We start from the raw sequence: 22,542 nt of genomic DNA on the forward strand, positions 1-22,542 counted from the left end.
ATTGCTTAACACGCATCGAAGTAAGTATGCATTCCGAACTTCCGCTCCTCGCTCTAAGCAGACTGTCAAAAAATAAGATAGCGTATATCTGCGGAAACTGTCAGTTCAGGTCTGAGCTAATACACCTAAAGCTAGCAGCTGACTTTGATCCAATCCTTGCCCCTATCATCATGATAGCGGTCCGTCTGAGATTGTGTTTTGTGCCCCAGAAGTATCTGCGTGTTTATGCCCTGGGACTTATACAGCCTTTCTGCGAGCGAACGCTGTTCATGAAATGTTGCTGGTGAGCCATCTCCCCAATCAATATCAGTTTTATCTCTGGCTTTGCTAAAGTTGGTTGTCAGTGTGTTTCCTGGCACTTTTGCACCACGCTGTGCCATCGATGTTGCCCGGAAGTAATGCACCAGGTACTGGCTTAGCGAGTAATCCCTGCAGCGTGCTACTACTTCACGCAAGGACATATTCAGCGCGTCACATCGTATGGAAAGGGGAATGGCTAGCTTGGCGCTAGTTTTCTCCTGTATAACATGTAAGTGATCATCCCAGATATCACTGAATTTCATTGCTGAGATATCACCCAAGCGCTGTCCCGTAACTACGGCCAATAGCATCGCATTGCCCATGTAGTGATGCTGTTTATTAGCAATGTCGAAGATCTTCTGCCATTCCTCTAAATTCAAACGCTGCCTGGTAACCTTCCTGCGCGGTTGCTTTGTTGCGAGTGCGGGATTGTAGCCCGGAGGAACCTCACCAACATGCTGAGCCTCTTTGAATACATCGATTAGCACTGAGCGAACAACCTGGCCCATACGTGGCTGTCCTGCGTCGGTGTACTCATCCAATAACGAAGCGATATCTCTGGCATCCACCTCGGGCAAGGATTTCATTGCAAATTTTTGGCGTAGAAGATCCACTGGTTTACGTTTTTGTTTATACGTGTTGGGCTTGATATCACCTGTACTCAGTCGTTCTTCCTGTATCTTCCAATATCGATCGAGCCAGGTACTGACAGTTATATCTTTACCCTTAATTTGTGCCACCCGATCGCTAAGTGCCAGGATCTGCCGGCTACGTTGCTCCGCTAGTCGGCTATTGGCTTCTATCGCAATCTCACGAGCTTCCTGCTCAATGTCACCAAGAGCATGGTACTTCCCTGTAACCGGATGACGGTATCGCCAGTAGACCTTATTGGCTTTGCGGCTAAATAGGGGATACAGGTTAGGAATATCAACATTGTTCTTACGCGGTCGGGCTGCCATCGTTCAATATCCTTCGAAGCTTCGGATTATCGTTGTGCTTAATGACTGGAGTGGTGAGTGGGCCAACTAGCTCAGCATCTTCTCGCACACGCCATAACTTGCCTTCTTTACGAGCGGGAGGGGCGAAGTGGCCCTCTTTTGCGCAACGCCGCAAGGTATTAAGAGAGGGCGGTTTGCTGCGGTATCGCTCCGCAGCCCATTCTTCTAACGTCAGCATCTGCAGCATTAGACACCTACCTGTCTGCTATTCAGACGGTAGGCAATGGCCATCTGTTCTGCATCATTCATGGCATCATGTAGAGAGTGGTGTTTAACCGTAGCAAAGCATGGTTGATGGGTTTTAGGCAGATAACCCTTGGTGCCTTTGACCATTGCATCAATGTAGGTGCGAACATCGCGCTTGCCAGCAAAATGCCACGGGCATGTTAGACCGCAAGAACGGTATGCACTTTCGAGGATAGACCCATCAAAATCGGTGCCACGGAAAAAGATACGCGCGCCTGGGTGTTGTTGAATCCAAGAAGTCAGATTTACGAGTGTTTGACTCAGTGGTTCCCGATTTCCAGCCAGAGCCTCATGGGCATCTTCATCTTGTTTTATCCACCACTGTTGCGTTTCGGCGCTGACAGTTCGGCCTTGCATTAACTGACCAAAGGTATCAATCAACCCATAAAATGCAGACTTAGAATAGTCGGCCAGCTCAGGATTCCGAACCACCTCCATGATTGAGTCCTGCACGCCATCGACATCTTCGATATCAAATGCAAAACCACCGATAGATAAGATCACCGCTGATGCCTGAACGTCCATTGTTTCCGTGTCGATCGTGATTGTGTTGATCATCGTTTATTACCCCACACTGATTTTCGGCAAAGCGAAGCCCTGCCAGAATTGGCAACTTTTCGCAGAGAGAAAATCGGGTTTTAAGAATGGAGGCCAGACACCCGCATAGCGCTGGCTCCCGGTTAATTACTCACACATCAGGTGGCGCACCGCGCCGGGGCTTTATACTGTGTAAAGGGATAAGGGGAACCCGAAACAGTACGCCACCAGATATGTGAAAAAATGCGGCTGACACCAACCCAAATAAGAGCAGCCGCAAAGGCTTCACTACACACAGCAAAATTCTTGCCGGATATCTGCGCTTGCTTTCGCTGCAGTGCCGCCGGTGTGGCGGCTGGTAAACAACGCCCCCGAAGTTTCCAGCCTAACCACATCGGTATGCTCACTCATGAGTTTCAAGATTCTCCACCGCTTCCAGACTTAAGGGAAAGGGCGAGTGAGCATGCCGTTGTGTGCCGGGATTTTTAGTCCACACCCGGCGTGTGGTATCTTGGCGATGCTTATTAACCAAGAAGGATCTAAATGTGAGCAGAGAACGTTATTCAATTCGCCGTAAGCTGCATTACGCCATTGCTGACCTCAACTACAGCCTTGAGTGCTTTGGTGACCACTTAGCGAAAGAGAACTCCTACCCAAATGGTGTTGATGGTTTCGATGCTGTTTATCTCTATCTGTGTCGCAAATACGGTTGGACTATTCAGCAATGTCGCAGCATGGATAAGCAGGATATCCGCCTTGTTCTTGAACTTGAGATGAAAGGGTGGCGACTGCCGAAAGATGCCATTTTTGGCAATCAACACCCTGAAGACTAAGTACTTGCAACTCACATAAATTCGCATCTGCAGTTGCTTTGATAAACCGCCAGAATTCAATTTTGGCGGTAACACTTTCAGATCCTTTGATCATCTAAACCTCTCATTGAGTACCTGCTTCAGCGAATCATCCCGAATGTGCCTCGGGCGGCTACTTCGTGGGCATCCTGTCTGCTCGCTACTGATTATAAATCTAAAATAACTTAGCTTTATCGTCAAGATTAAAGCTAATAAAACTTAGATTTTAATTCGTACACCTGCGAGTGCAGGTTTCAATTGGGGTACTTTGATGAGGAGTTAGCGGCGTAATAAGCGACGATGTTCAACAAGAACGCCTATTATTTCAATGTGTTCTGTTAGTGAGTTTTTAGTGGGATAGTCAGGATTTAAAGGCACTAATTCGAAGACATCTTGCCCATCCTGAGTGACACCCCGAGCACGGTATTTTTTAAAAGTAGCTTCGTGCTCCCCATTTTTTGCCACAACGTAATCACCGGGGAGAGGATTGAGCTCTGGATCAACGATAATCAAATCACCTTCTTTAAACTCAGGTTCCATTGATTTTCCTTTAATTTTCAATGCAAAAGTCCCAGAGGACAGAGTTTGCTCTGTCAGCAGGTAATCTATATTTCCCTCCAGACTTCTTGCATCGCTTTCAGCCGTCCAGACACCAGCTTGCACATAACTAATTAATGGAACACGTGTTGAGCCCAGAGTGGCTGGGGTTACATTTGATACATCAGTTTTTCCATAGAGCAGATACTCTTCTGCCACACCAAAGTATCTGGCAAGTCCCGTAAGAGATTTACCACCTGGCTCATTAAGATCACGTTCCCAGTAGCCAATGGTTACATCGCTAACCTTTAAAGCTTTTGCTACTTGAGCTTGGGTAAGTTTCTTGGCCTTCCTAAGCCTTTTCAATCTTTGTCCGAGCGTTTCCAAGGCATCACCCCCTAATCAATTAAAGCTAAGTTATCTTAGTTTTTATTGACCAAAATTAAATTAGGAAATACCATCTAAGTATTCTTAGATTGGAGGGTGTTATGACAACGAAAGACCTGGAGGACTACTTCGGCAATCCAAATAAAGCTGCTGCATTCTTCGGTATATCTCCGGAGGCATTTTATCAATGGAGGAAAAGACCGGGAATGCTGATTCCGAAAGGGCGCGCGGCTGAGGCTTTTGCGCGAACAGGCGGACAGCTTGTTTTTAACCCATTGCTTTACAAAAAGCCTACCGCCTCGGTGGTGTAACCAAAACCACAGAAGCGGAGAAACCTTGTGGACAACAAAGACTTTCCTACCCAGGACGAAATCAGTGAAGCGATACACAAGCTGATCACTCAGTTCCCAGGCAAGTACAGCGCAATGGCAAAGGAGTTGGATCCGGTTACCGGCACTGAAAACGCACTACGTAACCGTGTCCGCCAGGTATCTGGTCAGGTAGTGCCGTTGGGCATGGCAGTAGAAATGGAATCAATCTCAGGCCGTAGCGATATCACCGAGGCAATGTGTAAACACGCTGGTGGAGTTTTCGTGAGGCTGCCGGAAATCGAACAGGTGGACAACGAAGAGTTGCTGATCAAGTTCAACGAACTGATGTCAGCGCTGGGCCTGTTCGCCAAGGCACATAACGAATTTACAGCTGATGGGGTACTGGACAATAACGAGAGTAAAAAACTGAAAGCTAAGGGGTACCGGATCCAATCGCTGGTGGCGGAGATATACGCCGTGACGGTGATGATGTTTGGGGAGGGTGACGCCCAGGATATGCGGTCCCGGGCGTCGAGTGCATCAATTAAACGTGTGGAGTAATTAACGCATGAACAGAGTAACAGAATCTCGTTTGCGTGGGCAATTTCGTTGTGTAGCTGCGAGCTGCGCTAAACCGCCAGTGCCGTTGCGTTATGTGATGAGAATACCGGGCGGCTGGTTGCCTGTCACCCACACTGCATTGCAGGAAGTTGTGGCCCGTTGCAAATATTTGGCACTGCCGGCGCCAGGAGTTGTGGCATGAGCGTAAAAGTCTCCAGCTATGTATGGGACGGCTGCGCTGCGCACGGTGTGAAGGGTACCAAGCTGCTTGTAATGCTTCGTCTTGCTGACTTCTCGAATGATGAGGGGATCTGCTATCCGGGGATTGAGAAAATCGCCCGTGAGATCGGTGCTGGCCGGAGTACGGTTACGACTGCGATCGGTGAATTAGAAAGTGATGGATGGCTGACACGCAAGGAACGCCGTAGAGGGCAGCGCAACGACAGCAATATTTACACCCTGAATGTGCCAAAGCTGAAAGCAGCGGCGTTAAGCGTCGAGTCTCACCGTCCAGTTTCTGACACGTCAGAATCTGACCATTCAAAATCTGACATGTCAGGATCTGAACGTTCAGAATCCGACCGTTCAGAAAACACGAAAAAGGGCAGTTCTCACCCGCCAGAATCTGGGGGGGATCCGTCAGTAAATTCAAAACAAGATCCATCAGTAATAAAACCTGTTGGTCAACCGGCTATGCCAGCCGACCCGCAACCCGTCGATTCTTTGAAAATCGATTATCAGGTTGTTCTCGAAACATTCCACACCACGCTGCCGGAATTGCCCAAGGTTATCAAAATCACTGATAGCCGCCGTAAGGTGCTGCGCAAGCTCTGGAAAGAATACGACCTGACCGAAGAGAAATGGGGCGCTTACCTCCGCTACATCGCTAAAAAATGCCGTTGGATGCTGGAAGACCGAGCAGACACCAACACAGGCAAGACCTGGCGCAAAAAGGACTTCGACTACCTGATCACCGAGGCGTGCTACCTGAGCGTGAAAGAGGAGCGGGCTAACGACCTGCCAAAAGTTCAGAAGTTTGACAACGCTGCGCGAGACGAGGCTTACACCCGCCTGATCTCACAGCGTCGTAAGCCACAAAACGAGGTGGAGCGTCTGGCGAAAGAAATGGCCGGGTCATTGGGCCGCATGAGTGATTACGACGCACGTCGGGCATTCGTAGGCATTTGGGCTCAAGCGGTCACCAAGGCAAGCGAGAACGACTTAGCGAGGTTGGCATCATGAAAAAATTAACGATCCCGGTGGACGTATTCGAAAGCGATCGCGTTAACAGCGGCATCCGCCGATTAATTTTGGCAGGCATGCTGAAGGACAACCCAGAAAACCAGATGGGGCGAGTTATTCAGGCCGCGGCCGGCGCCCAGTGGATGACGCTTCGCGACCTGGAACGAACCGTTTTCATGATGTTTTTCGTAGCTGACACCCAGGCGGCGATTAGTGCCCGGCTGCGTGAAGTTGACCCCAAACTGCATGGCCTTGTGAAAGAAAAACGCACGTTGAAGGATCCGGACACGGGCAAGCTGGTTTATTTCTACCGCCTGGTAGCCGTAGAGGAGCAGCCAGCATGAAATTAACGTTGCCATTCCCCCCAAGCGTTAACGGCTACTGGCGCTCGCCGAACAAGGGCTCGTTGAGAGGCAGAACTCTGGTCAGTGAACGCGGCAGGGCATTTCAGGCAGAAGCAATCGCCCAGGTAATGGAGCAACTACGCCGCCGGCCGAAGCCAATCAGTGCTGAAATATCCGTAGTGGTGGTGTTCTACCCGCCAACTAATGCCCGTCGTGACCTGGATAACTTCTTCAAGGCTCTGTTTGATGCGATGACACAGGCTGGTGTGTGGCTCGATGACAGCCAAATTAAACACATCGATGCCAAGTGGGGGCCGGTAATCAAAGGCGGCAAGGTTGAACTACAGATCAGCGAGGTGCAGGTATGAGAGGAATACTGAAGCCGATCGTTGTACGCGAACTGGGGCAGGTCATCCTGCAGCCTGATGTTGAACTGATGCCGATGTTCGGTGACCGGGTGATGGTGGCCACGGTACCGGCTGAGTTTCGTGAAGTGCCGTCAGGTGCATTACCAGCAACAGAACAGCAGTTGGCCAGTGATCCGCGCTTCCGTCCGTTCTTCCAGCATGAGCGCGTTCTTTCTGCCGCTGGTGGCATTAACAGCCTGGAGAGTTGGCTAGGTCGCCGTAATGAATGCCAGTGGAAGTGCGCCGAGGACGATTATCACGACAAGAACATGGAGACCATGCGTTATGGCGCCGGTGCTATTCGTTTGTGCTGGCACCATGCGAACTTGTACCGCGATAAGTCCATGGATGAGCTATCAGCCATAGCAGATCAAAATATTGCTGACTTCGTGGTCTACCGGGCCAGAATTCACTTCTTGTTTGATGAGAGTCACCAACTGACTTTACCGGAACTCTGCTGGTGGGCCTGGGTGAATGAGGTCATTGATCTGATCCCGAATGATGTCGCTGCCGCCTCGTTACGCATTAAGCCGCGCACCATCCCAACTGGGCACCGAAGAGAGGCAGATATTACCCCCAGTTTGTCACCTACCCAGCAGATAGCGGAGATAGCTAAGAAGGCCGAGAAGGTGTTGGTAATCGATCCGGAGCCCCCAAAGGCATTATTCAAGATCCCAAAGCGAGAGCGATGGACGAGTGAAAAGTTTACTCGTTGGGTTAAGTCTCAGCCGTGTGCGTGCTGTGGCAACCCATCAGATGACCCACATCACATCATCGGCCACGGACAGGGTGGCATGGGTACCAAGGCCCACGATTTTTTTACCATTCCGCTTTGCCGGAAACATCACGATGATTTGCATCGTGACATGTCACGGTGGGAAGAGGAGCACGGCACTCAGATCGAGGTGTGGTTCAGGTTCATTGACCACTCGTTATCGATCGGCGCCATTTCATAAGTGTGGAGTAATGGGCGAGCTGGCATGCGGGCCAGACGCCTGGAGATTAAAGCATGAGAGATATGTACGAAATTTTGGAACGATGGGGCGTGTGGGCGCGTGAGGACAGTGGCATCGATTACTCACCAATTGCAGCGGGATTCAAAGGGCTGTTGCCGCCTACATCGAGCGGAAAGCTATCATGCTGTGATGATGATGGGTTGGTGATTGATGGGTGCGTTAGTCGGCTGAAGAAGTACAAACCTGAAGAGTATGATCTTGTGATATTGCACCATGTTTATGGTATGCCTCTGCGCAAGATAGCTAGAAAACGTAAGTGCTCGGATGGAACCATTAGGAAGGAAATGCAGACTGCAGAAGGGTTCATTGGTGGTTGTATAGCGATGTTGGGGGTTGAAATATTTAACAAATAAAAAAAGTAGCCCTTGCCAAATTATTTCGATAGGCAAGGGTTATCGCAAGCGGATAAGTATCACTGAAAAACGTCGTCCGGCTTCTATCAAATAGAGAAAGCTTAAGCATGTAAAGAATAATACACTGGAAAAAAAACAAAAAACTAGTTTCCCATGAGATAGTAATGTGATGATACTTATAATAATCACAATCATTAGAAATAAACAGGTTAGCACTGTATCGGACACTAGTCTGCTATAATGTCCCGTCTTAATCATATTTGCGATTAGTTTTTTATCAATGAGTGCTGTTAAAAGTGAAATAGATGTAATCAGGAAGCCTAACAGTGTCCCAGCTAACCCCACGATTACACCAGATGCACTTATCGCTGTTTCTGGCTTTATCTGAGCATCGAATTTCCAAAAAAAATAAACTGCAATAGCACTTATTGCCGATCTAATCGAGAGCGTTCCCCATTTCACCAAAGTAGTCATCTATCCCCTCCTGGCACTCAGCCTTCGCTGTATCTAGTAGATTATACATGGTTATGGCTGGGGGAAAATGAGCATCAGTTTCAATTTGTTGTATAGAGAATACACGATCTGCTATAAGGTCGATAGGGTGTTCAATTCCGTCATCAAAAACATAAGCTCTTGCAGTCGTAGCCCCTGTCTGAACCAAGGCTCGAAGAGTGTTTTTTAAGCGATTGCTCATTTTGCCCTCAGTATCGGCTCGGCGCAAATCTACTCCCATTGTTACCTTTAAGCTATCTGCATCAACACCGTTCATAAGGTCAATCATTTCGCGACCATAGTTATCATCAGGATATAAGTCGGGATTTGTTGGTCTTGGAAGTGTGAACTCGATTTTTTTTAACGTTACATCCCCACTCATCAACCGCCCGATTGCATCTGCCTGCAATATTGGGTCAGCTGATATTTTGCAGTCTGCAACAGCGCTTAGAAATCCCGCGAACTGATTTATACTGCTGGAGTGACTGTTTTTGTGCCAAGCAATGATGTCATTTTCAACATAGTAGGCAAAAAAGTTCCTTTCAATTAGACCTTCGTTATCAGCTAACTCGATCTCCTGAGATTGTCCACCAACTCGGCCTATTTCAGGGATGTCAGTGGTTCTAAACTTTCTAAATTGACCATAAGTTGCACGAGGATTTCTTTTGTTACGTAACCCCCAGATCTCTCTAGTATAACCACCTTGATTCAGGGCTGTTTGGGTATCATCATCGTTTTTTAGAAGGTCAAAGAGGGTTGTTAAATTATCAATTTCTCTATTTGGGGTTATTGATAATTGGAAAAACTCTATTTTATAATTCTTGTCAGCCATAATAATTAACCTGTTAATTATTTTAATTTTTAGAGCGGTAGATAATAGGATACGAAAAAACTAACGCGTACGCAAAAACAGTTGTAATGTGATAAGAGTGGTTACGCAGTCACGTAGCTTACCCAATCAGAAACCTCGCTTCGGCGGGGTTTTCTCGTTTTAGTCTTTTTGCCAAAACAGCCAACCACAACGCAAACACATCCTGTCACTGAGTGACTTCGGAGGGAAGGGGCCATAAGTAGCAGGGATACAGTGATTTTTGGCAATGAGCTCGTGGATGAAAACTCCAAAATGTCTATTTTTGTCGGAATTTTACCTAAACATTCAATATACGAAGTGGCATAAGAGCGTGACAGGATGCGTGAGGAGGCTATTTTAAAGTTGTTGTGCGCGCAACGAAAAGACCAATTTATGAATTCACGCATAAGGACACATGCTATGAAAAATTTGTCGATTTTAGTTGTTCTATCTTCATGCCTCTTATTGCCTCTAACCGCATCGGCGGCGTCCGGCAAGTGCTACAGCGCTAAGAACTGTTCTGGAAAAGTTTTAAGCAAAAGAGACGCGCATAACTGCAAGGTCAAGGATCGGGGCAAATCTTGGCTTAGTGATGTCACAGGTAAATGTACCAACCTGTAATCTGGCCAGTAATGCCATTTAGCGGCATTCATCATCGAAAGGCTGATTACTGATACGGTAACTACAGGGCTGCACCTCGGTGTAGCCTTTTTGCATTTCAGCCCCAGCCAATATCCGACATACACTTGGCACACCCTGTATAGCCGACTCGTTTACGGCTGGTGGCTGAACCCCATTTTTATAGTGATTACTCTGAGTTGTGCGACCTTTTAGACAACGTTCACCATGTGATGCTTAGCTTCTAAATTGATAATGTTCATGTGCTGTATATGGATACAGTAACAATGACAAGGAGCCTCACATGGCAAATCTGATTATTAGCGAAAACAACGAAATTACTTTGACCCCAGAGCAAGCTAAGGCTCTTACTAAGGTTGAAGTCGCAGGGCAGTTTGAAAATGCTGTACTGCTGAACAAATACCTGGGTCGTATGTCTGTTCCAATGGAACCAGGTACCGAATTCGATGAGGTACTGAACACCGTACCTGCATACTCGCTGGCCATTTCTGTCGAAGGGCGTTGTTTTTCTGGTGTAGGTGCTCCGACGGTATCGGCAGCAGGAGACTCCTGGGAATTCAAGTATCCATTTTACTTGCTCGAAAGTTACGCCGACCAAGTAATTACTCAACACATTCCGGTTTCCCAACCGGCATAAACAAATAAATCAATCCCGGCTTATGTCGGGATTTTTTTTCATCACCCGGTACCGGGACAGCGCCCCGGAAGGGGGAGGTATGAGAATGCCCCACAATGACAATGCCTTCCTTGGCTGGTTGGCAAATCTCTATTCGAACAATGCCAACTGGATAAACGGCATGGTGATTACATCAGTCTTGGCATTTGGTCGCGTACTTTTCTACGGCGGCAAGATCCGCACAGCCTTGGTGGATGCATTACTTACCGGCCTGATTGCAGTAACTACGGTCCCAGTCCTTTCCCCGTTATTGGTTCGGTCCATTGAGATGCTGCCTGGCATGGGAGACGTGCTATCCAAAACCGAGACGATGAAAATCGAACTGTTTGTGTTCTCGGTGCTGGGAGTTATCGGTGCCAGGGTAATCCGTGAGGCTGCGATTTCACTATTGCAGCGCATCAGCGGTTTGAACAGGAAAGGAGTGAGTGATGCAGATAAGTAACAAGGGCCGTGGATTCATAAAGGGGTTTGAAGACCTTCGCCTGATGGCGTATCCAGACCCCGGCACTGGCGGCAAACCATGGACGATTGGCTGGGGCCACACTAAGGGAGTGAAGCCGGGTGACCGCATCACGCAGGAGCAGGCAGAGCAATTCCTCTCTGATGACTTGGCCGTGTTTGAGCTGACGGTAAACAGCGCCATTAAGCGCTCAATGACGCAGAACCAATTTGACGCAATGGTATCGCTGGCATTCAACATCGGCGGATCTGCGTTTGCAGGCTCAACGCTGGTGAAGAAATTCAACGCCGGTGATGCAAAAGGCGCGGCAGATGAATTTTCCAAATGGAAAAACTCTGGTGGCAAGATTATGCCTGGGTTGGTGAAGCGTCGCTCGGCAGAACGCGAGACGTTTTTGTCATGAGCACCTCATTCAGCTTCCGTACGATGCCGATAGGTATATTGCTGGTGGCTCTGATTATTGTTGGCAGGCTGGCGTTTTACTTTCACAGCAACGCAGTAGAGGCTAGTGACCAGGTTAAGCAGCAGAAAGAGGCGCTGGCGCAGCAGTCAGGACTGATTGCCACCATGCAGGAACAGGACGCCCGTAACCGCGCGCTGATGGCAGAACAAGAAAAGAATAATCAGCAACTGCGCCAGCAGGGGGAAACGTACCAGAGGAAATTACGCGATGCACTTAAAAGCGATAAATGTGGCAATAGTCCTATGCCTGCCGCTGTTATTGACCTCCTGCAGCAAAACGTTGCCACCGGCACCGCAACAGCTGGTGCTGTTACCCCCTGAGACCGTATTCATTCCATGCGAGCAACCAACGCTTCAGGGTGACACCTGGGGCGATGCACTCAGCTACGCGCTGGCGCTGCAAACAGCTTTATCAATTTGCGCCGGCCAAGTGACCACGCTGAACCAATGGCGGCCGGCCGCCGAGAGATAACTATTTTTTCATAGATGCTTCGCACTTATCTCTGAGTCTTGCGTATGCATCAGGCAACATCGGTGCACCAGTCATAACGCGGTAGCTACGGCATTCAGGTGTCTCATCGGGGTATGGGTTAAAACTTTCTTGCTGCTTGTCAGAGCATCCCGCAATAGCTACGAGTGGTAAAACTACGGTGAGTAAAAACATCTTCATTGGCGCCCTCCATGACTATCGTAAAGAAAAGCAATCTTAGCAGATGTTTGTTACCGATGAATTAATCAGCAAATGGCTGAGGTCAACGGTAAGTGGTAACACAACATCTCTAACGACCCGCTACGGCGGGTTTTTATTGCCCATCACAGAGTGCCAAATCTGACGTTGCATAATGAGCTGTAACCAAAGCCATCACCCTGCACCTACCGCGCTCCTAGAGCATCGGCAGGCTGGTGGTTCTTTCTCGTCTCATAAGTGAGAATCACTCTCAATTTTACGGGTCCTTCCTGGAGCTGAAAACACCGAGGGGCGGGAGACGCGCGAAAAGTCGCTATTTATGAGCTTTTTGGACGCGGATCCTACTTCCTTCTCACTTAACACCTAACGCATTGTTTTTACTTAATTCACCTATAGCCAGAGCGGGAAGTGATCCTATCGAGATCCTCTCGATTTTCGGGAAATCACTTCCCGGTTAAAAAAATATTAATAAAAAGGAGTTTCGGGGGGATTTATGAATGTAACAAAGGCACAACTGGCGGATCTCTTCGAAGTTTCAACGCGCACGATCACCACATGGCAATCGCAAGGAATGCCGGTAGTGGCCGGCGAGGGGAACGGCGGTAAAGGCGGGGGAAATACCTATTCGACAAAGGGCGTTATTACCTGGTACGCCGACCGCGAGGCCTCGCTAGAAAACGAGATATTGCGTAAAGAGCTGGACGCCCTGCAGCAAAGCGGGGATGAGGCCTTGCAGCCCGGCACTATCGATTATGAGCGCTACCGTTTAACCCGCGCTCAGGCCGACGGCCAGGAATTAAAGAATGCTAAAGACTCCGCCGAGGTAGTGGAAACCGGCTTCTGCATGTTTGTCCTGTCAAAGGTTGCGGGGGAGATTGCCGGCATTCTTGACGGCATTCCTCTCTCAATGCAGCGGCGCTTTCCTGACCTGGAAAATCGGCATATCGAATTTTTAAAGCGGGATGTGGTTAAAGCCATGAATAAAGCGGCTGCGCTGGATGAAATTCTTCCGGGGTTGCTGAATGAGTATATCGAACAAACGGATTGATCGGCTGCGTTATTGGGTTGCCGCCGGTCTGCGTTCGCTATTCCGCCCCGTTCCTATGACGGCGGTCGAATGGGCTAACGAATTTTATTACCTCCCCAAAGAATCCTCCTATCAAGAGGGGCGCTGGGAAACGATGCCGTTCCAGGTTGCGATCATGAACGCAATGGGGAGCGATGACATCCGGGAGGTGAACCTGATTAAGTCGGCGCGCGTCGGCTATTCAAAAATGTTGCTGGCCGTCGTGGCGTATTTTATCCAGCACAAACAGCGAAACGGGCTGTTGTGGCAGCCGACGGATGGCGACGCTGAAAATTTTATGAAGTCGCACGTCGAACCGACGATCCGCGACGTTCCCAGTCTCTTGGCAATGGCGCCCTGGTACGGAAAAAAACACCGCGATAACACGCTTTCGATGAAGCGTTTTTCGAACGGTCGGGGTTTCTGGTGCCTGGGAGGTAAAGCGGCAAAAAACTACCGTGAAAAATCGGTCGATTATGTTGGCTATGACGAACTGGCCGCCTTTGATGAGGATGTGGAGAAAGAGGGCTCGCCGACGTTCCTGGGCGATAAGCGCATAGAAGGCTCAGTGTGGCCAAAGTCGATACGCGGATCTACACCGAAAATCCGGGGCATATGCCAGATAGAACGCGCTGCCAGTGAATCCGGGCATTTGATGCGTTTTCATGTGAAATGCCCACATTGCGGCGAGGAACAGTTTTTAAAGTTCGGCGATCGTGAAACGCCATACGGTTTTAAGTGGGAATCAGGGAAGCCGAAGACTGTTTTTTATCTCTGTGAGCATAACGCCTGCGTGATACGCCAGCAGGAACTTAATTTTAGTGATGCGCGTTATATCTGTGAAAACACGGGCCTTTACACGTCTGATGGCCTCCGCTGGTTCGAATCGACGGGGCAGGAGGTTGATCCCCCTGAATCAGTATCCTTTCACATCTGGACCGCTTACAGCTCGTTTACCACCTGGGCGCAAATCGTTAAGGACTTTAGAAAGACGAAGGGCGACCCGGGCAAGCTGAAAACGTTCACCAACACGACGCTTGGCGAAACCTGGGCCGAGGAAGTGGGGGAGCGGCCGTTACCTGAAACCCTGCTCGAGCTGGCCGAACACTACCGGGCAGAAGTGCCTGAACGTGTGGTTTACCTCACTGCCGGCATTGACTCCCAGCTCGACCGTTACGAAATGCGTGTTTGGGGCTGGGCGCCGGGAGAAGAAGCCTTCCTGATCGACCGCGTGATTATCATGGGTCGGCACGATGAAGAGGAAACGTTGCTGCGTGTTGATGAGGCCATCAACAAACAGTATCAGCTGGCCGACGGCACGATCATGACCATTGGCCGCGTTTGCTGGGACTCCGGCGGTATCGATCCGGCGATTGTTTATAACCGTTCGAAAAAGCTGGGCCTCTTCCGGGTAATACCGATCAAGGGAGCCAGCGTTTATGGGAAGCCTGTGGCCAACATGCCGCGAAAGAAAAACAGTCATGGCGTTTTTCTGACAGAAATCGGCACAGACGTTGCCAAAGAAGTCATTTACAGCCGCTACAAACTAGAACGTTCCGCTGATGGCTCCCCCGTTCCTGGGCTTATCCACTACCCGAATAATCCGGCGGTTTTCGACCTGGCCGAAGCCGAGCAGATGACGGCAGAGGAACTCATAGAAAAATATGAGAAAGGGAAAATTAAATTGCTCTGGGACGCCAAAAAACGCCGAAACGAGGCCCTCGACTGTTTTGTTTATGCCCTGGCGGCTTTGCGTATCAGCGTTTCGCGCTGGCAGCTGGATTTGGATGTGTTACTGGCCAGCCGCCAACAATCACCGTCCGGCCAGCAGGCCAGAAATAATAATGACTTGGCCGCCCTGGCGGCTCAATTGGGAGGATAACGTGGCGACACTGGCACAATTGGAAGAAGCCCGAAAAGCCTTACACGAACTGCTAACGGGTAAACGTGTGGCATCGATTCAAAAAGACGGGCGCGCCGTGACATTCACCTCCGCCACGTTAAACGAGCTGCGCGCCTATATCTCTGATTTAGAGGTTCAACTGGGGTTAGCCAGTCGGCGCCGAGGTCCGGCGGGGTTCGGGGTATGAATAAAAATCAAACTTTACTTGGCCCGGATGGCGCGACGCCGCTGCGTGAATACGCCGGTTATACCGGTGGCGGTGTGGGTTTTGGTGGCCAGATAGCCGGCTGGCAACCCTCTTCTCAAAGCGTGGATGCCGCATTACTGCCGCAATTTGAACGGGGGAACGCCCGGGCTGATGACCTGGTGAGAAATAACGGCTACGCAGCCAATGGCGTGCAGTTGCACCAGGATCATATCGTCGGCTCCTTCTTTCGCCTTAGCTATCGGCCAAACTGGCGATATCTCGGCATCGCTGAGGAAGAGTCTCGGGCGTTTTCTGACGAGATAGAGGCGGCCTGGCGAGAGTACGCAGAGGACCCTGATTGTTGCCTGGACGTGGAGCGCAAACGAACCTTTACGATGATGATCCGTGAAGGCGTGGCCATGCACGCGTTTAACGGGGAGGTCTTTACCCAGCCTTGCTGGGATCGTGCTCCGCATCGGCTGTTTCGAACACAGTTTAAAATGGTCAGCCCCAAACGTATCCGAAACGCGCCCGGAGTGCTCGACAGCAAAACGCAGCGCGCCGGTGTTTCGCTGGACAAATATGGCGCCGCCATTGGCTACAACGTGGTGGATGACAGCTATCCGAGCTGGGGCACCCGCCGTGTTTCTTATGTGCCCCGTGAGCTGGCAAATGGTCGGCCGGCGATGATCCACATTTTTGAACCCCTGGAGGATGGCCAGACACGTGGAGCCAACCGGTTTTACAGCGTGATGGAGCAGATGAAGATGCTCGATACGCTGCAGAACACACAGCTGCAGAGTGCGATCGTTAAGGCGATGTATGCCGCAACCATTGAGTCGGAGCTGGATACAGAAAAAGCGTTTGATTACATCCTGGGGGCGGGGAACGTGAAAGGCCAGGAACCCCCGATGAATAAATTCCTGGAGCAATACCTGATTTATTACCAGGCCGCGCAAGTGAAGTTTGGCGGCGCGAAAGTCCCGCACCTGTTCCCAGGGGACAAACTGGAACTGAAAACCGCGCAGAACGCGGATAACGGCTATTCAGTCTTTGAACAATCGCTGCTGAGATATATCGCTGCCGGCCTGGGGGTGTCCTACGAGCAGCTTTCCCGTGATTATTCGCAGGTGAGTTACTCCAGTGCCCGGGCATCGGCTAATGAATCCTGGCGTTACTTCCTTGGTCGCCGCAAGTTTATTGCGTCACGCCAGGCGAGCATGATGTTTTCCTGTTGGCTGGAAGAAGCATTGATCCGTGGGGTGGTAAAAATGCCATCCCGCGCACGTTTCTCATTCAGTGAGGCGCGATGTGCCTGGAGTAATTCAGAATGGATCGGCGCCGGCCGCATGGCCATTGATGGCCTGAAAGAGGTGCAGGAGTCCGTCATGCTGATAGAGGCGGGCTTAAGTACCTTTGAAAAGGAATGCGGCAAGCTGGGCGAAGACTATCAGGAAATTTTCCGGCAGCAGGTTCGGGAGGCAGAAGAACGCAAGGCAGCCGGCTTAACACAGCCTGCGTGGGTAGCTGCAGCTTTCCAGGCTCAGCTGCAGAATTCTACACAAAACGAGGGAGGTCAGCGTGGATCAAGCGCGTAACTTGCCCCATATCGCCAGTATGGCACTCAATGAGCCGCTTTTATTAGAACCCGCCTACGCGCGGGTTTTCTTTTGCGCGTTGGGTAACGAGCTGGGCGTGGGGCGCCTGATAGATGGCACAACAAACACGGTCTTATCACCGCCGCAAATGACCGAATTAGCTGCGTCCTATGGTCCCGGTCGAGTGACTATCTCGGATAACGGCTATGACATCCAGGGTCGGATCGCCATTGTCCCGATATCGGGGACGTTGGTCAGCAAGTCCGCCGCTTTGCGTCCGTATTCTGGCATGACCGGCTACAACGGGATTGTTTCCAGGGTAACAGCGGCAATTAACGATCCCGACGTTGACGGGATTTTGCTCGATATGGACACCCCGGGAGGGATGGTCGCCGGCGGATTTGATGCGGCCGATATTATCGCCCGTCTGCGTAGTCAAAAGCCGATCTGGTCATTGGCCAACGATATGAACTGCAGCGCCGGCCAGTTGCTGGCCAGCGCGTGCTCTCGGCGCCTGGTCACGCAAACGGCCAAAGCCGGCTCTATCGGGGTGCTGATGGCCCACAGTAATTACGCCGGCAATCTGGAACAAGCCGGCGTCGATATCACCCTGATTTTTGCTGGTGCTCACAAGGTGGACGGGAACCCCTGGGAAGCCTTGCCAAAGGAGGTCCTGGCAACATTTCAGGCAAAAATGAACGCCATCCGGCAATCCTTTGCGGAAAAAGTATCGGGCTATACCGGTATTTCTGTTCAGGCGGTGCTCGATACCGAAGCGGCCGTGTACACCGGCCAGGAATCGATAGACGCAGGTCTGTCTGATGAACTGGTTATCAACACCGATGCGTTAGCGGTCATGCGTGAGGCTATCAGTAACTCAAAAGTAACCCGGTCTATAGGAGGCCAAATGTCAGTAAATCAAACCCAAACCGTAGCGGATACGCCAACCGGGTCGGAAGTAGCCACAGCACAAATGGCAGCGGATCCGACAGCGGCTCAGCCCGCAGGAAGTGTAACAGCGGCCGTTAATGATGCCATTCAGGCCGAAAATGCCCGCATCATGGGGATTTTAGATTGTGATGAGGCCAAAGGCCGTGGCGCCTCCGCGCGCGCCCTCGCAGCCACGCCAGGTATGACGGTAGAAAATGCCCAGCGCATTCTTGCCAGCATGCCGGAAAGTGCCCAGGTGCGGACTGAAACCGGACTTGATCGCCTGATGGCCGATTCTCCCGAAACCCTGGGACAAGGGGCAGCGGCAAAGGCCGAAGAAAACGACTTAATGAACACCCCGGTGTAAGGAACCCCAGAATGGTAAATCAAGAAGAGTTTAAGCATGTTCAGCCCCTTGGTGGCAGCGATGCGGCACATACCGCGAACGGCATTAGTGGCCTTACTGCGGCAACACCGGCACTCACCCCGCTAATGTTGAAAGAAGACACTAACAAGCTGGTGGCATGGGATGGGGAAAAAGCCGGGACGGCCGTTGCTATTTTGGCGCTGGCCATCGATGGCCCTCAACCAAAAATCACGTACTACAAATCCGGTACATTCCGGGTTGAGGATGTGCAATGGCCAGAAGCAGCGGCCACTGATGAACTGAAATTTAACGCCTTTGCCGGGACGGCTATCAGCGTTAACTAACAACTCCCGATCACCCTTTTATAACCGCGCCTGGCGCGGTTTTTTTATGAGGAAAACTCATGTCGCAATCCATGTACTCGACGAGCAAATTGATCGCCGTCACTGAGACGAAATTCAAGTTTGACCCGCTGTTTCTGCGTGTTTTCTACCGTGAAAGCTACGAATTTGATACTGAAACCGTAGACCTGGCCAAGATCCCCGGCGAGGTCGCAATGGCGGTTTATATATCTCCAACGGTTGAGGGTAAAGTGCTGCGCTCGCGTGGCGGCCTGACCACGCAATTTAAGCCGGGTTACGTTAAGCCAAAGCACGAAGTTAACCCGCAAATGGTGCTGCGTCGTCTGCCAGATGAAGATCCGGAGCAGTTGAAAGACCCCGCTTATCGTCGTAACCGCATCATCTTGCAGAACCTGAAAGATGAAGAATTGGCTATCGCCCAGGTTGAAGAAAAACAGGCTGTCGATGCTGTGATCAGTGGCAAATACATCATGACCGGCGAAGCGTTCGAAGAGGTCGAAGTAGACCTGCAGCGCGACCCGGCCAACAACATCACGCAGGCTGGCGCTGGTCGCTGGTCTACCCAGGACAAGGAAACTTACGACCCGACCGGAGATCTGGAGGAGTACGCGCTCAATGCGTCCGGGATTGTCAATCTGGTTGTGATGGATCCTAAAGCCTGGTCCCTCTTCCAGTCTTTCAAAGCTGTGCAGAAAAAACTCGATACCCGCCGGGGATCTGTGGCTTACCTGGAAACCGCGCTAAAGGATTTGGGTAAAGCGGTTTCGGTTAAGGGCATGTATGGCGATGTGGCCATCGTGGTTTACGTTGGCCAGTATATCGACCCTAAGACCCAGAAAAAAACCAACTACATGCCTGAAAACACCTTTGTGATGGGTAATAACGAGGCGCGAGGCATTCGTACTTATGGCGCCATTCAGGATATTGAGGCATTAGCGGAGGGCATTACCAAAGCCCGCCGTTACCCGAAAAACTGGGTTCAGAAAGGCGATCCGGCGCGTGAGTACACCATGACGCAAACCGCGCCGCTGATGCTATTGGCTGATGCTAATGAATTCGTGGTGGTGAAAGTCGCTTAACCCATCCCGTAGGGGCTACGGCCCCTTTTCCCCTGTTTCATAGAGAGAACACAATGGCTAATAAAGACGAATTGATCGCCAAGCTGGGCGAGTTGGGCAAGGTGTTGGACCGTGAGCTGAGCACGGAAGGGACTATCGCAGATTTGCAACTGCGGATCCGCGAAGCCGAAGAGGAAATCGAGGCACTAGAGGAAGACGGCGACGGTACAGACGGTGCTGGTGGTTCCGGTCCGTTGCTGCAGACGACCACCGAACAACGCCAGCCAATGCCGCCAAAATCAGAAGGTGAAATCGAGTGGGTAACGGTCCGCGTGCTGACGACGTTGCACATCAACGCATTGCATGAAACGCGAAATCAACCCGTGAAAATGGCGTATGCCGGCGATACGGTCCGCGTTCTTTCCTCGGACGTGGACGACCTGGAAGACGCTGGCCACGTGACAGAGCTTTAAGGGGGCGGCATGGATGGGTTCGATAACCTTTTTGATGAGGCCCTTTTCGATGCTGACAGCCGAATTATTGAGGTAATGGGGCGGGAAATGGAGGTGTTTATCAATGGTGCGCCGACGCCTGTCCGTGCCGTTTTCGATGAGCCTGCCGCTGATACTTCTCTGCCTTATGGCGCCGCAACGGTTCAGGACGTCGCCCCTCGGTTATTTGTTAAAACGGCGCTGATTACTGGCCTGAAACCTAAAGGTCGGGTGGAGATTGGCGCGGAGGCCTTTTGGGTGGTGAAAGTCGGCCCCGACGACACAGGAACCTGTGTTGTTACATTGGCGCGCGGAGTACCAGGGAAGCCCGCGCCGGCGATCGACAAATGGAGTAAATGATATGGCCCGAGCAAGCAGGTTAAGGCGAGATTTACCCTTTGATATCGATCTGCAGGTACTGCAGCGGATCGCTATTTCTGCCGGCGCCAACCATACGCAATACATGCGCGCGTATAGCAGGGCCTTAAATCGCACCATGACAACGCTAAAAAAACGCGTTGTTGGGGATATGAAAGCCGGTATAGCGCCCCGTAACTTATCCCTTATTCGTAAGCGTCTGTTGTCGTTTCGCTTAACCCGTGGCGCGCAGCTGGACGAGGGGAAATTGTGGTTTGGTCTGAATGCAATCAAGGTTAAGGATCTCAAAGGCCGTGTTAAGGGCCGGCTCCGTCCCCACCATGACCGCAGGGACCCCCAGACAGGGCGATTTATTGCCGCCAGGCGTAGGGCATCGGCGGAGGTCGGTTTTGAGCCTAAAGGTGAATTGCTGACGGCCAAAAACTTCCCTGATGGCGAGGTGGGCCGAACGCGCGCCGGTTGGCGAACGGTATTAATTCGGGATCCGCAGACCCGCCGCGCGAAAGAGGCCGAGGTCGATATTTACGCCCCGATGCTGGACTACATCGAGGACAACGCCTTTTCAGATGTTTCGCGAATTTTCTTCCATCACTTTGAAACGGATTTAAAAGGCCGCGTGAAGATGCGGATCAACGTGTGAGGGACGTATGCCAACACCGATTTTAATGGCCAGCTATCACGATGCGATATTGTCTGCGCTGCGCGAAATTGCGTGGGTGGTCAATGCTGACGATTACCCGGAAGTGGTCACGCAGTTGGAAACGCCGGCGGTGTATTTGTCTATCGCCGGCTGGGAGAATTCTCCCGGCTCTGATGGTCAGTTGCGCGTTGAATTTGAGCACGATCTCTTTGTTGTTGTTGACCGCTCAGCGACGGCCGACATTTCAAAACCTCAGATTTATATTCGCACGGCTGCAGCTGACCTTAGCCAATGGATAGAGGGTAAAACGTTTGGGCTTGAAGGGCTGGAGCCGGCGGAGTTTATCAGAGCCGGGCCCGATGATTTTGATGTGGCGATGGATGATTACATCGTCTGGCGGATCACCTTCACCCAGGTGGCCGCGATGGGTGAAGATCCGTTTGAATCGAAAGCTGGCCCACTGAAAAAGGTATTTTTGGGCAAGGCTCCGAATATCGGCAGCGCGCACATTGACGGCTATCGGCTGATCTACGAGAAAAAAGAGGGCCCCGGCGATGAGTGATGACGCGTTATCAGACCTGCAGCGCCGGGTTGCCAATATGGTCCGCCGAGGGGTTATTCATTCGGTAAAGCATGGCAAGCAGCCGTTTTGCCGGGTGGATATAGGCGATAACATCACAACCTGGCTCCCGATGTGCCAGGGTTTCGCTGGCGCCCATCGCAGCGACTCCAACCCCTGCGCAGTTGGGGACCCGGTGACAGTGTTATCTGAGGCTGGCGAACTGAATAACGGCCGAGTTTTCCCTGGCTGGAATACGGGCGCCATGCCGGCGCCAGAAGGCAGCGAGGCGGAGCACATCACCCGATACAGCGACGGCGCCGAGCTTCGCTACAACCGCGAAGATCACGCCTTTACGCTGGCATTGCCGGAGGGCGGCACCTATGAAATTATCGGTAAAGGGACGTTGCGCGGGCCGGTAGAGATAACGGACACGTTGACGGTGAAAGGAAAAACGGAGCTGCAGGCGGATACTGCAGTCACCGGGGACCTGTCCGCCACGGGAGAAATTTCCGACGCCAAAAGCACGCTGGCCCGGATCCGGGAAATTTTCAACGACCACACACATCCCGATCCGCATGGCGGGGACACCGACAAACCGAACAACGAAATGTAACCCGCTCCGGCGGGTTTTTTTATGGGGGCA

Annotated in this window: 29 protein-coding genes; 24 read left to right on the plus strand and 5 right to left on the minus strand. The window is 51.2% G+C overall.

The genetic code is table 11. The features are described 5' to 3' along the window. Positions 1–131 precede the first annotated feature (131 nt). Genes SERS4_RS0110975 through SERS4_RS0110985 form a run of 3 tightly spaced genes read right to left on the minus strand, consistent with a single transcriptional unit; the run spans position 132 to position 2,102 of the window. Positions 132–1,259, minus strand: coding sequence for a site-specific integrase (locus SERS4_RS0110975; RefSeq protein WP_017892512.1), 1,128 nt, complete (start codon positions 1,257–1,259; stop codon positions 132–134). Further along, on the minus strand, positions 1,240–1,485 hold the full coding sequence (locus SERS4_RS0110980) for an excisionase (protein ID WP_017892513.1): 246 nt from the start codon (positions 1,483–1,485) through the stop codon (positions 1,240–1,242). Before SERS4_RS0110980 ends, SERS4_RS0110975 begins: the two co-directional genes overlap by 20 nt. After that, positions 1,485–2,102: a 3'-5' exonuclease gene (locus SERS4_RS0110985; RefSeq protein WP_026142326.1), complete on the minus strand. Its 618-nt coding sequence runs from the start codon at positions 2,100–2,102 to the stop codon at positions 1,485–1,487. Before SERS4_RS0110985 ends, SERS4_RS0110980 begins: the two co-directional genes overlap by 1 nt. 524 nt (positions 2,103–2,626) lie before the next feature. Between SERS4_RS0110985 and SERS4_RS26265 the strand changes: the two genes are divergently transcribed. Further along, a complete protein-coding gene (locus tag SERS4_RS26265) occupies positions 2,627–2,914 on the plus strand; it encodes a hypothetical protein (RefSeq protein WP_071593008.1) in 288 nt (95 codons plus the stop codon). Positions 2,915–3,211: 297 nt separating this feature from the next. On the opposite strand, the gene SERS4_RS0110995 is transcribed toward SERS4_RS26265, so the two are convergent. After that, positions 3,212–3,856 (minus strand): LexA family transcriptional regulator, encoded by a 645-nt coding sequence (locus SERS4_RS0110995; protein ID WP_017892516.1) that lies wholly within the window; start codon positions 3,854–3,856, stop codon positions 3,212–3,214. A 101-nt stretch (positions 3,857–3,957) separates the two neighbouring features. Here SERS4_RS0110995 and SERS4_RS0111000 point away from each other — a divergent pair, with 101 nt between their 5' ends. The 7 genes from SERS4_RS0111000 (at position 3,958) to SERS4_RS0111030 (ending at position 8,090) form a co-directional block, all read left to right on the plus strand. Further along, positions 3,958–4,167, plus strand: a complete 210-nt coding sequence (locus SERS4_RS0111000) for a Cro/CI family transcriptional regulator (protein WP_017892517.1) — start codon at positions 3,958–3,960, stop codon at positions 4,165–4,167. A gap of 27 nt (positions 4,168–4,194) precedes the next feature. Continuing rightward, positions 4,195–4,728, plus strand: coding sequence for a YmfL family putative regulatory protein (locus SERS4_RS0111005; RefSeq protein ID WP_017892518.1), 534 nt, complete (start codon positions 4,195–4,197; stop codon positions 4,726–4,728). Positions 4,729–4,926: 198 nt separating this feature from the next. Further along, positions 4,927–5,970, plus strand: coding sequence for a helix-turn-helix domain-containing protein (locus SERS4_RS0111010; protein ID WP_017892519.1), 1,044 nt, complete (start codon positions 4,927–4,929; stop codon positions 5,968–5,970). After that, complete coding sequence (locus tag SERS4_RS0111015; protein WP_017892520.1) at positions 5,967–6,314, plus strand: hypothetical protein; 348 nt, start codon at positions 5,967–5,969, stop codon at positions 6,312–6,314. The genes SERS4_RS0111010 and SERS4_RS0111015 overlap by 4 nt, the downstream gene beginning before the upstream one ends. Next, positions 6,311–6,682 carry a RusA family crossover junction endodeoxyribonuclease gene (locus tag SERS4_RS0111020; protein ID WP_017892521.1) on the plus strand — a complete coding sequence of 124 codons (372 nt, stop codon included), beginning with the start codon at positions 6,311–6,313 and terminating at the stop codon, positions 6,680–6,682. The genes SERS4_RS0111015 and SERS4_RS0111020 overlap by 4 nt, the downstream gene beginning before the upstream one ends. Further along, on the plus strand, positions 6,679–7,677 hold the full coding sequence (locus tag SERS4_RS0111025) for a DUF968 domain-containing protein (RefSeq protein WP_017892522.1): 999 nt from the start codon (positions 6,679–6,681) through the stop codon (positions 7,675–7,677). The genes SERS4_RS0111020 and SERS4_RS0111025 overlap by 4 nt, the downstream gene beginning before the upstream one ends. Before the next feature lie 53 nt (positions 7,678–7,730). Further along, positions 7,731–8,090 (plus strand): antiterminator Q family protein, encoded by a 360-nt coding sequence (locus SERS4_RS0111030; RefSeq protein WP_017892523.1) that lies wholly within the window; start codon positions 7,731–7,733, stop codon positions 8,088–8,090. Positions 8,091–8,526: 436 nt separating this feature from the next. Here the strand turns inward: SERS4_RS0111030 and SERS4_RS0111035 are convergent, their stop codons facing one another. Then, positions 8,527–9,414 (minus strand): DUF6731 family protein, encoded by an 888-nt coding sequence (locus SERS4_RS0111035; protein ID WP_017892524.1) that lies wholly within the window; start codon positions 9,412–9,414, stop codon positions 8,527–8,529. A 940-nt stretch (positions 9,415–10,354) separates the two neighbouring features. Between SERS4_RS0111035 and SERS4_RS0111040 the strand changes: the two genes are divergently transcribed. From SERS4_RS0111040 to SERS4_RS0111115, 16 genes are all read left to right on the plus strand, one after another. Next, positions 10,355–10,708 (plus strand): hypothetical protein, encoded by a 354-nt coding sequence (locus SERS4_RS0111040; protein WP_017892525.1) that lies wholly within the window; start codon positions 10,355–10,357, stop codon positions 10,706–10,708. Positions 10,709–10,793: 85 nt separating this feature from the next. Next, the gene (locus SERS4_RS0111045) at positions 10,794–11,189 is read left to right on the plus strand and encodes a phage holin family protein (protein WP_172641811.1); all 396 of its coding nucleotides are present in this window, start codon (positions 10,794–10,796) and stop codon (positions 11,187–11,189) included. Beyond that, positions 11,176–11,610: a lysozyme gene (locus tag SERS4_RS0111050; RefSeq protein WP_017892527.1), complete on the plus strand. Its 435-nt coding sequence runs from the start codon at positions 11,176–11,178 to the stop codon at positions 11,608–11,610. Before SERS4_RS0111045 ends, SERS4_RS0111050 begins: the two co-directional genes overlap by 14 nt. Beyond that, a complete protein-coding gene (locus SERS4_RS0111055; protein WP_371257889.1) occupies positions 11,532–11,990 on the plus strand; it encodes a hypothetical protein in 459 nt (152 codons plus the stop codon). Before SERS4_RS0111050 ends, SERS4_RS0111055 begins: the two co-directional genes overlap by 79 nt. Before the next feature lie 860 nt (positions 11,991–12,850). Next, positions 12,851–13,405, plus strand: a complete 555-nt coding sequence (locus SERS4_RS0111060) for a terminase small subunit (protein WP_017892529.1) — start codon at positions 12,851–12,853, stop codon at positions 13,403–13,405. Next, the gene (locus tag SERS4_RS0111065) at positions 13,380–15,305 is read left to right on the plus strand and encodes a phage terminase large subunit family protein (RefSeq protein ID WP_017892530.1); all 1,926 of its coding nucleotides are present in this window, start codon (positions 13,380–13,382) and stop codon (positions 15,303–15,305) included. The genes SERS4_RS0111060 and SERS4_RS0111065 overlap by 26 nt, the downstream gene beginning before the upstream one ends. A gap of 1 nt (position 15,306) precedes the next feature. Next, positions 15,307–15,513, plus strand: coding sequence for a phage head-tail joining protein (locus tag SERS4_RS0111070; RefSeq protein ID WP_026142328.1), 207 nt, complete (start codon positions 15,307–15,309; stop codon positions 15,511–15,513). Beyond that, positions 15,510–17,111 (plus strand): phage portal protein, encoded by a 1,602-nt coding sequence (locus tag SERS4_RS0111075; protein ID WP_017892532.1) that lies wholly within the window; start codon positions 15,510–15,512, stop codon positions 17,109–17,111. The genes SERS4_RS0111070 and SERS4_RS0111075 overlap by 4 nt, the downstream gene beginning before the upstream one ends. 19 nt (positions 17,112–17,130) lie before the next feature. Next, entirely contained in the window at positions 17,131–18,408 is a 1,278-nt protein-coding gene (locus SERS4_RS0111080; protein ID WP_051071224.1) for a S49 family peptidase, read from the plus strand. 11 nt (positions 18,409–18,419) lie between these two features. Next, positions 18,420–18,752 (plus strand): head decoration protein, encoded by a 333-nt coding sequence (locus tag SERS4_RS0111085; protein ID WP_017892534.1) that lies wholly within the window; start codon positions 18,420–18,422, stop codon positions 18,750–18,752. Positions 18,753–18,811: 59 nt separating this feature from the next. Next, a complete protein-coding gene (locus SERS4_RS0111090; protein ID WP_017892535.1) occupies positions 18,812–19,849 on the plus strand; it encodes a major capsid protein in 1,038 nt (345 codons plus the stop codon). Positions 19,850–19,902: 53 nt separating this feature from the next. Beyond that, complete coding sequence (gpFI, locus tag SERS4_RS0111095; protein ID WP_017892536.1) at positions 19,903–20,301, plus strand: DNA-packaging protein FI; 399 nt, start codon at positions 19,903–19,905, stop codon at positions 20,299–20,301. 9 nt (positions 20,302–20,310) lie between these two features. Continuing rightward, entirely contained in the window at positions 20,311–20,679 is a 369-nt protein-coding gene (locus SERS4_RS0111100) for a head-tail joining protein (RefSeq protein ID WP_017892537.1), read from the plus strand. 1 nt (position 20,680) lies between these two features. Then, positions 20,681–21,337 carry a hypothetical protein gene (locus tag SERS4_RS0111105; RefSeq protein ID WP_017892538.1) on the plus strand — a complete coding sequence of 219 codons (657 nt, stop codon included), beginning with the start codon at positions 20,681–20,683 and terminating at the stop codon, positions 21,335–21,337. 7 nt (positions 21,338–21,344) lie between these two features. Continuing rightward, positions 21,345–21,899, plus strand: coding sequence for a hypothetical protein (locus SERS4_RS0111110; protein ID WP_026142330.1), 555 nt, complete (start codon positions 21,345–21,347; stop codon positions 21,897–21,899). Further along, complete coding sequence (locus SERS4_RS0111115) at positions 21,892–22,512, plus strand: phage baseplate assembly protein V (RefSeq protein WP_026142331.1); 621 nt, start codon at positions 21,892–21,894, stop codon at positions 22,510–22,512. Before SERS4_RS0111110 ends, SERS4_RS0111115 begins: the two co-directional genes overlap by 8 nt. Positions 22,513–22,542: the final 30 nt, after the last annotated feature.

It is taken from the genome of Serratia sp. S4 (assembly GCF_000347995.1).
GTDB classification, from domain to species: Bacteria; Pseudomonadota; Gammaproteobacteria; order Enterobacterales; family Enterobacteriaceae; genus Serratia; species Serratia quinivorans.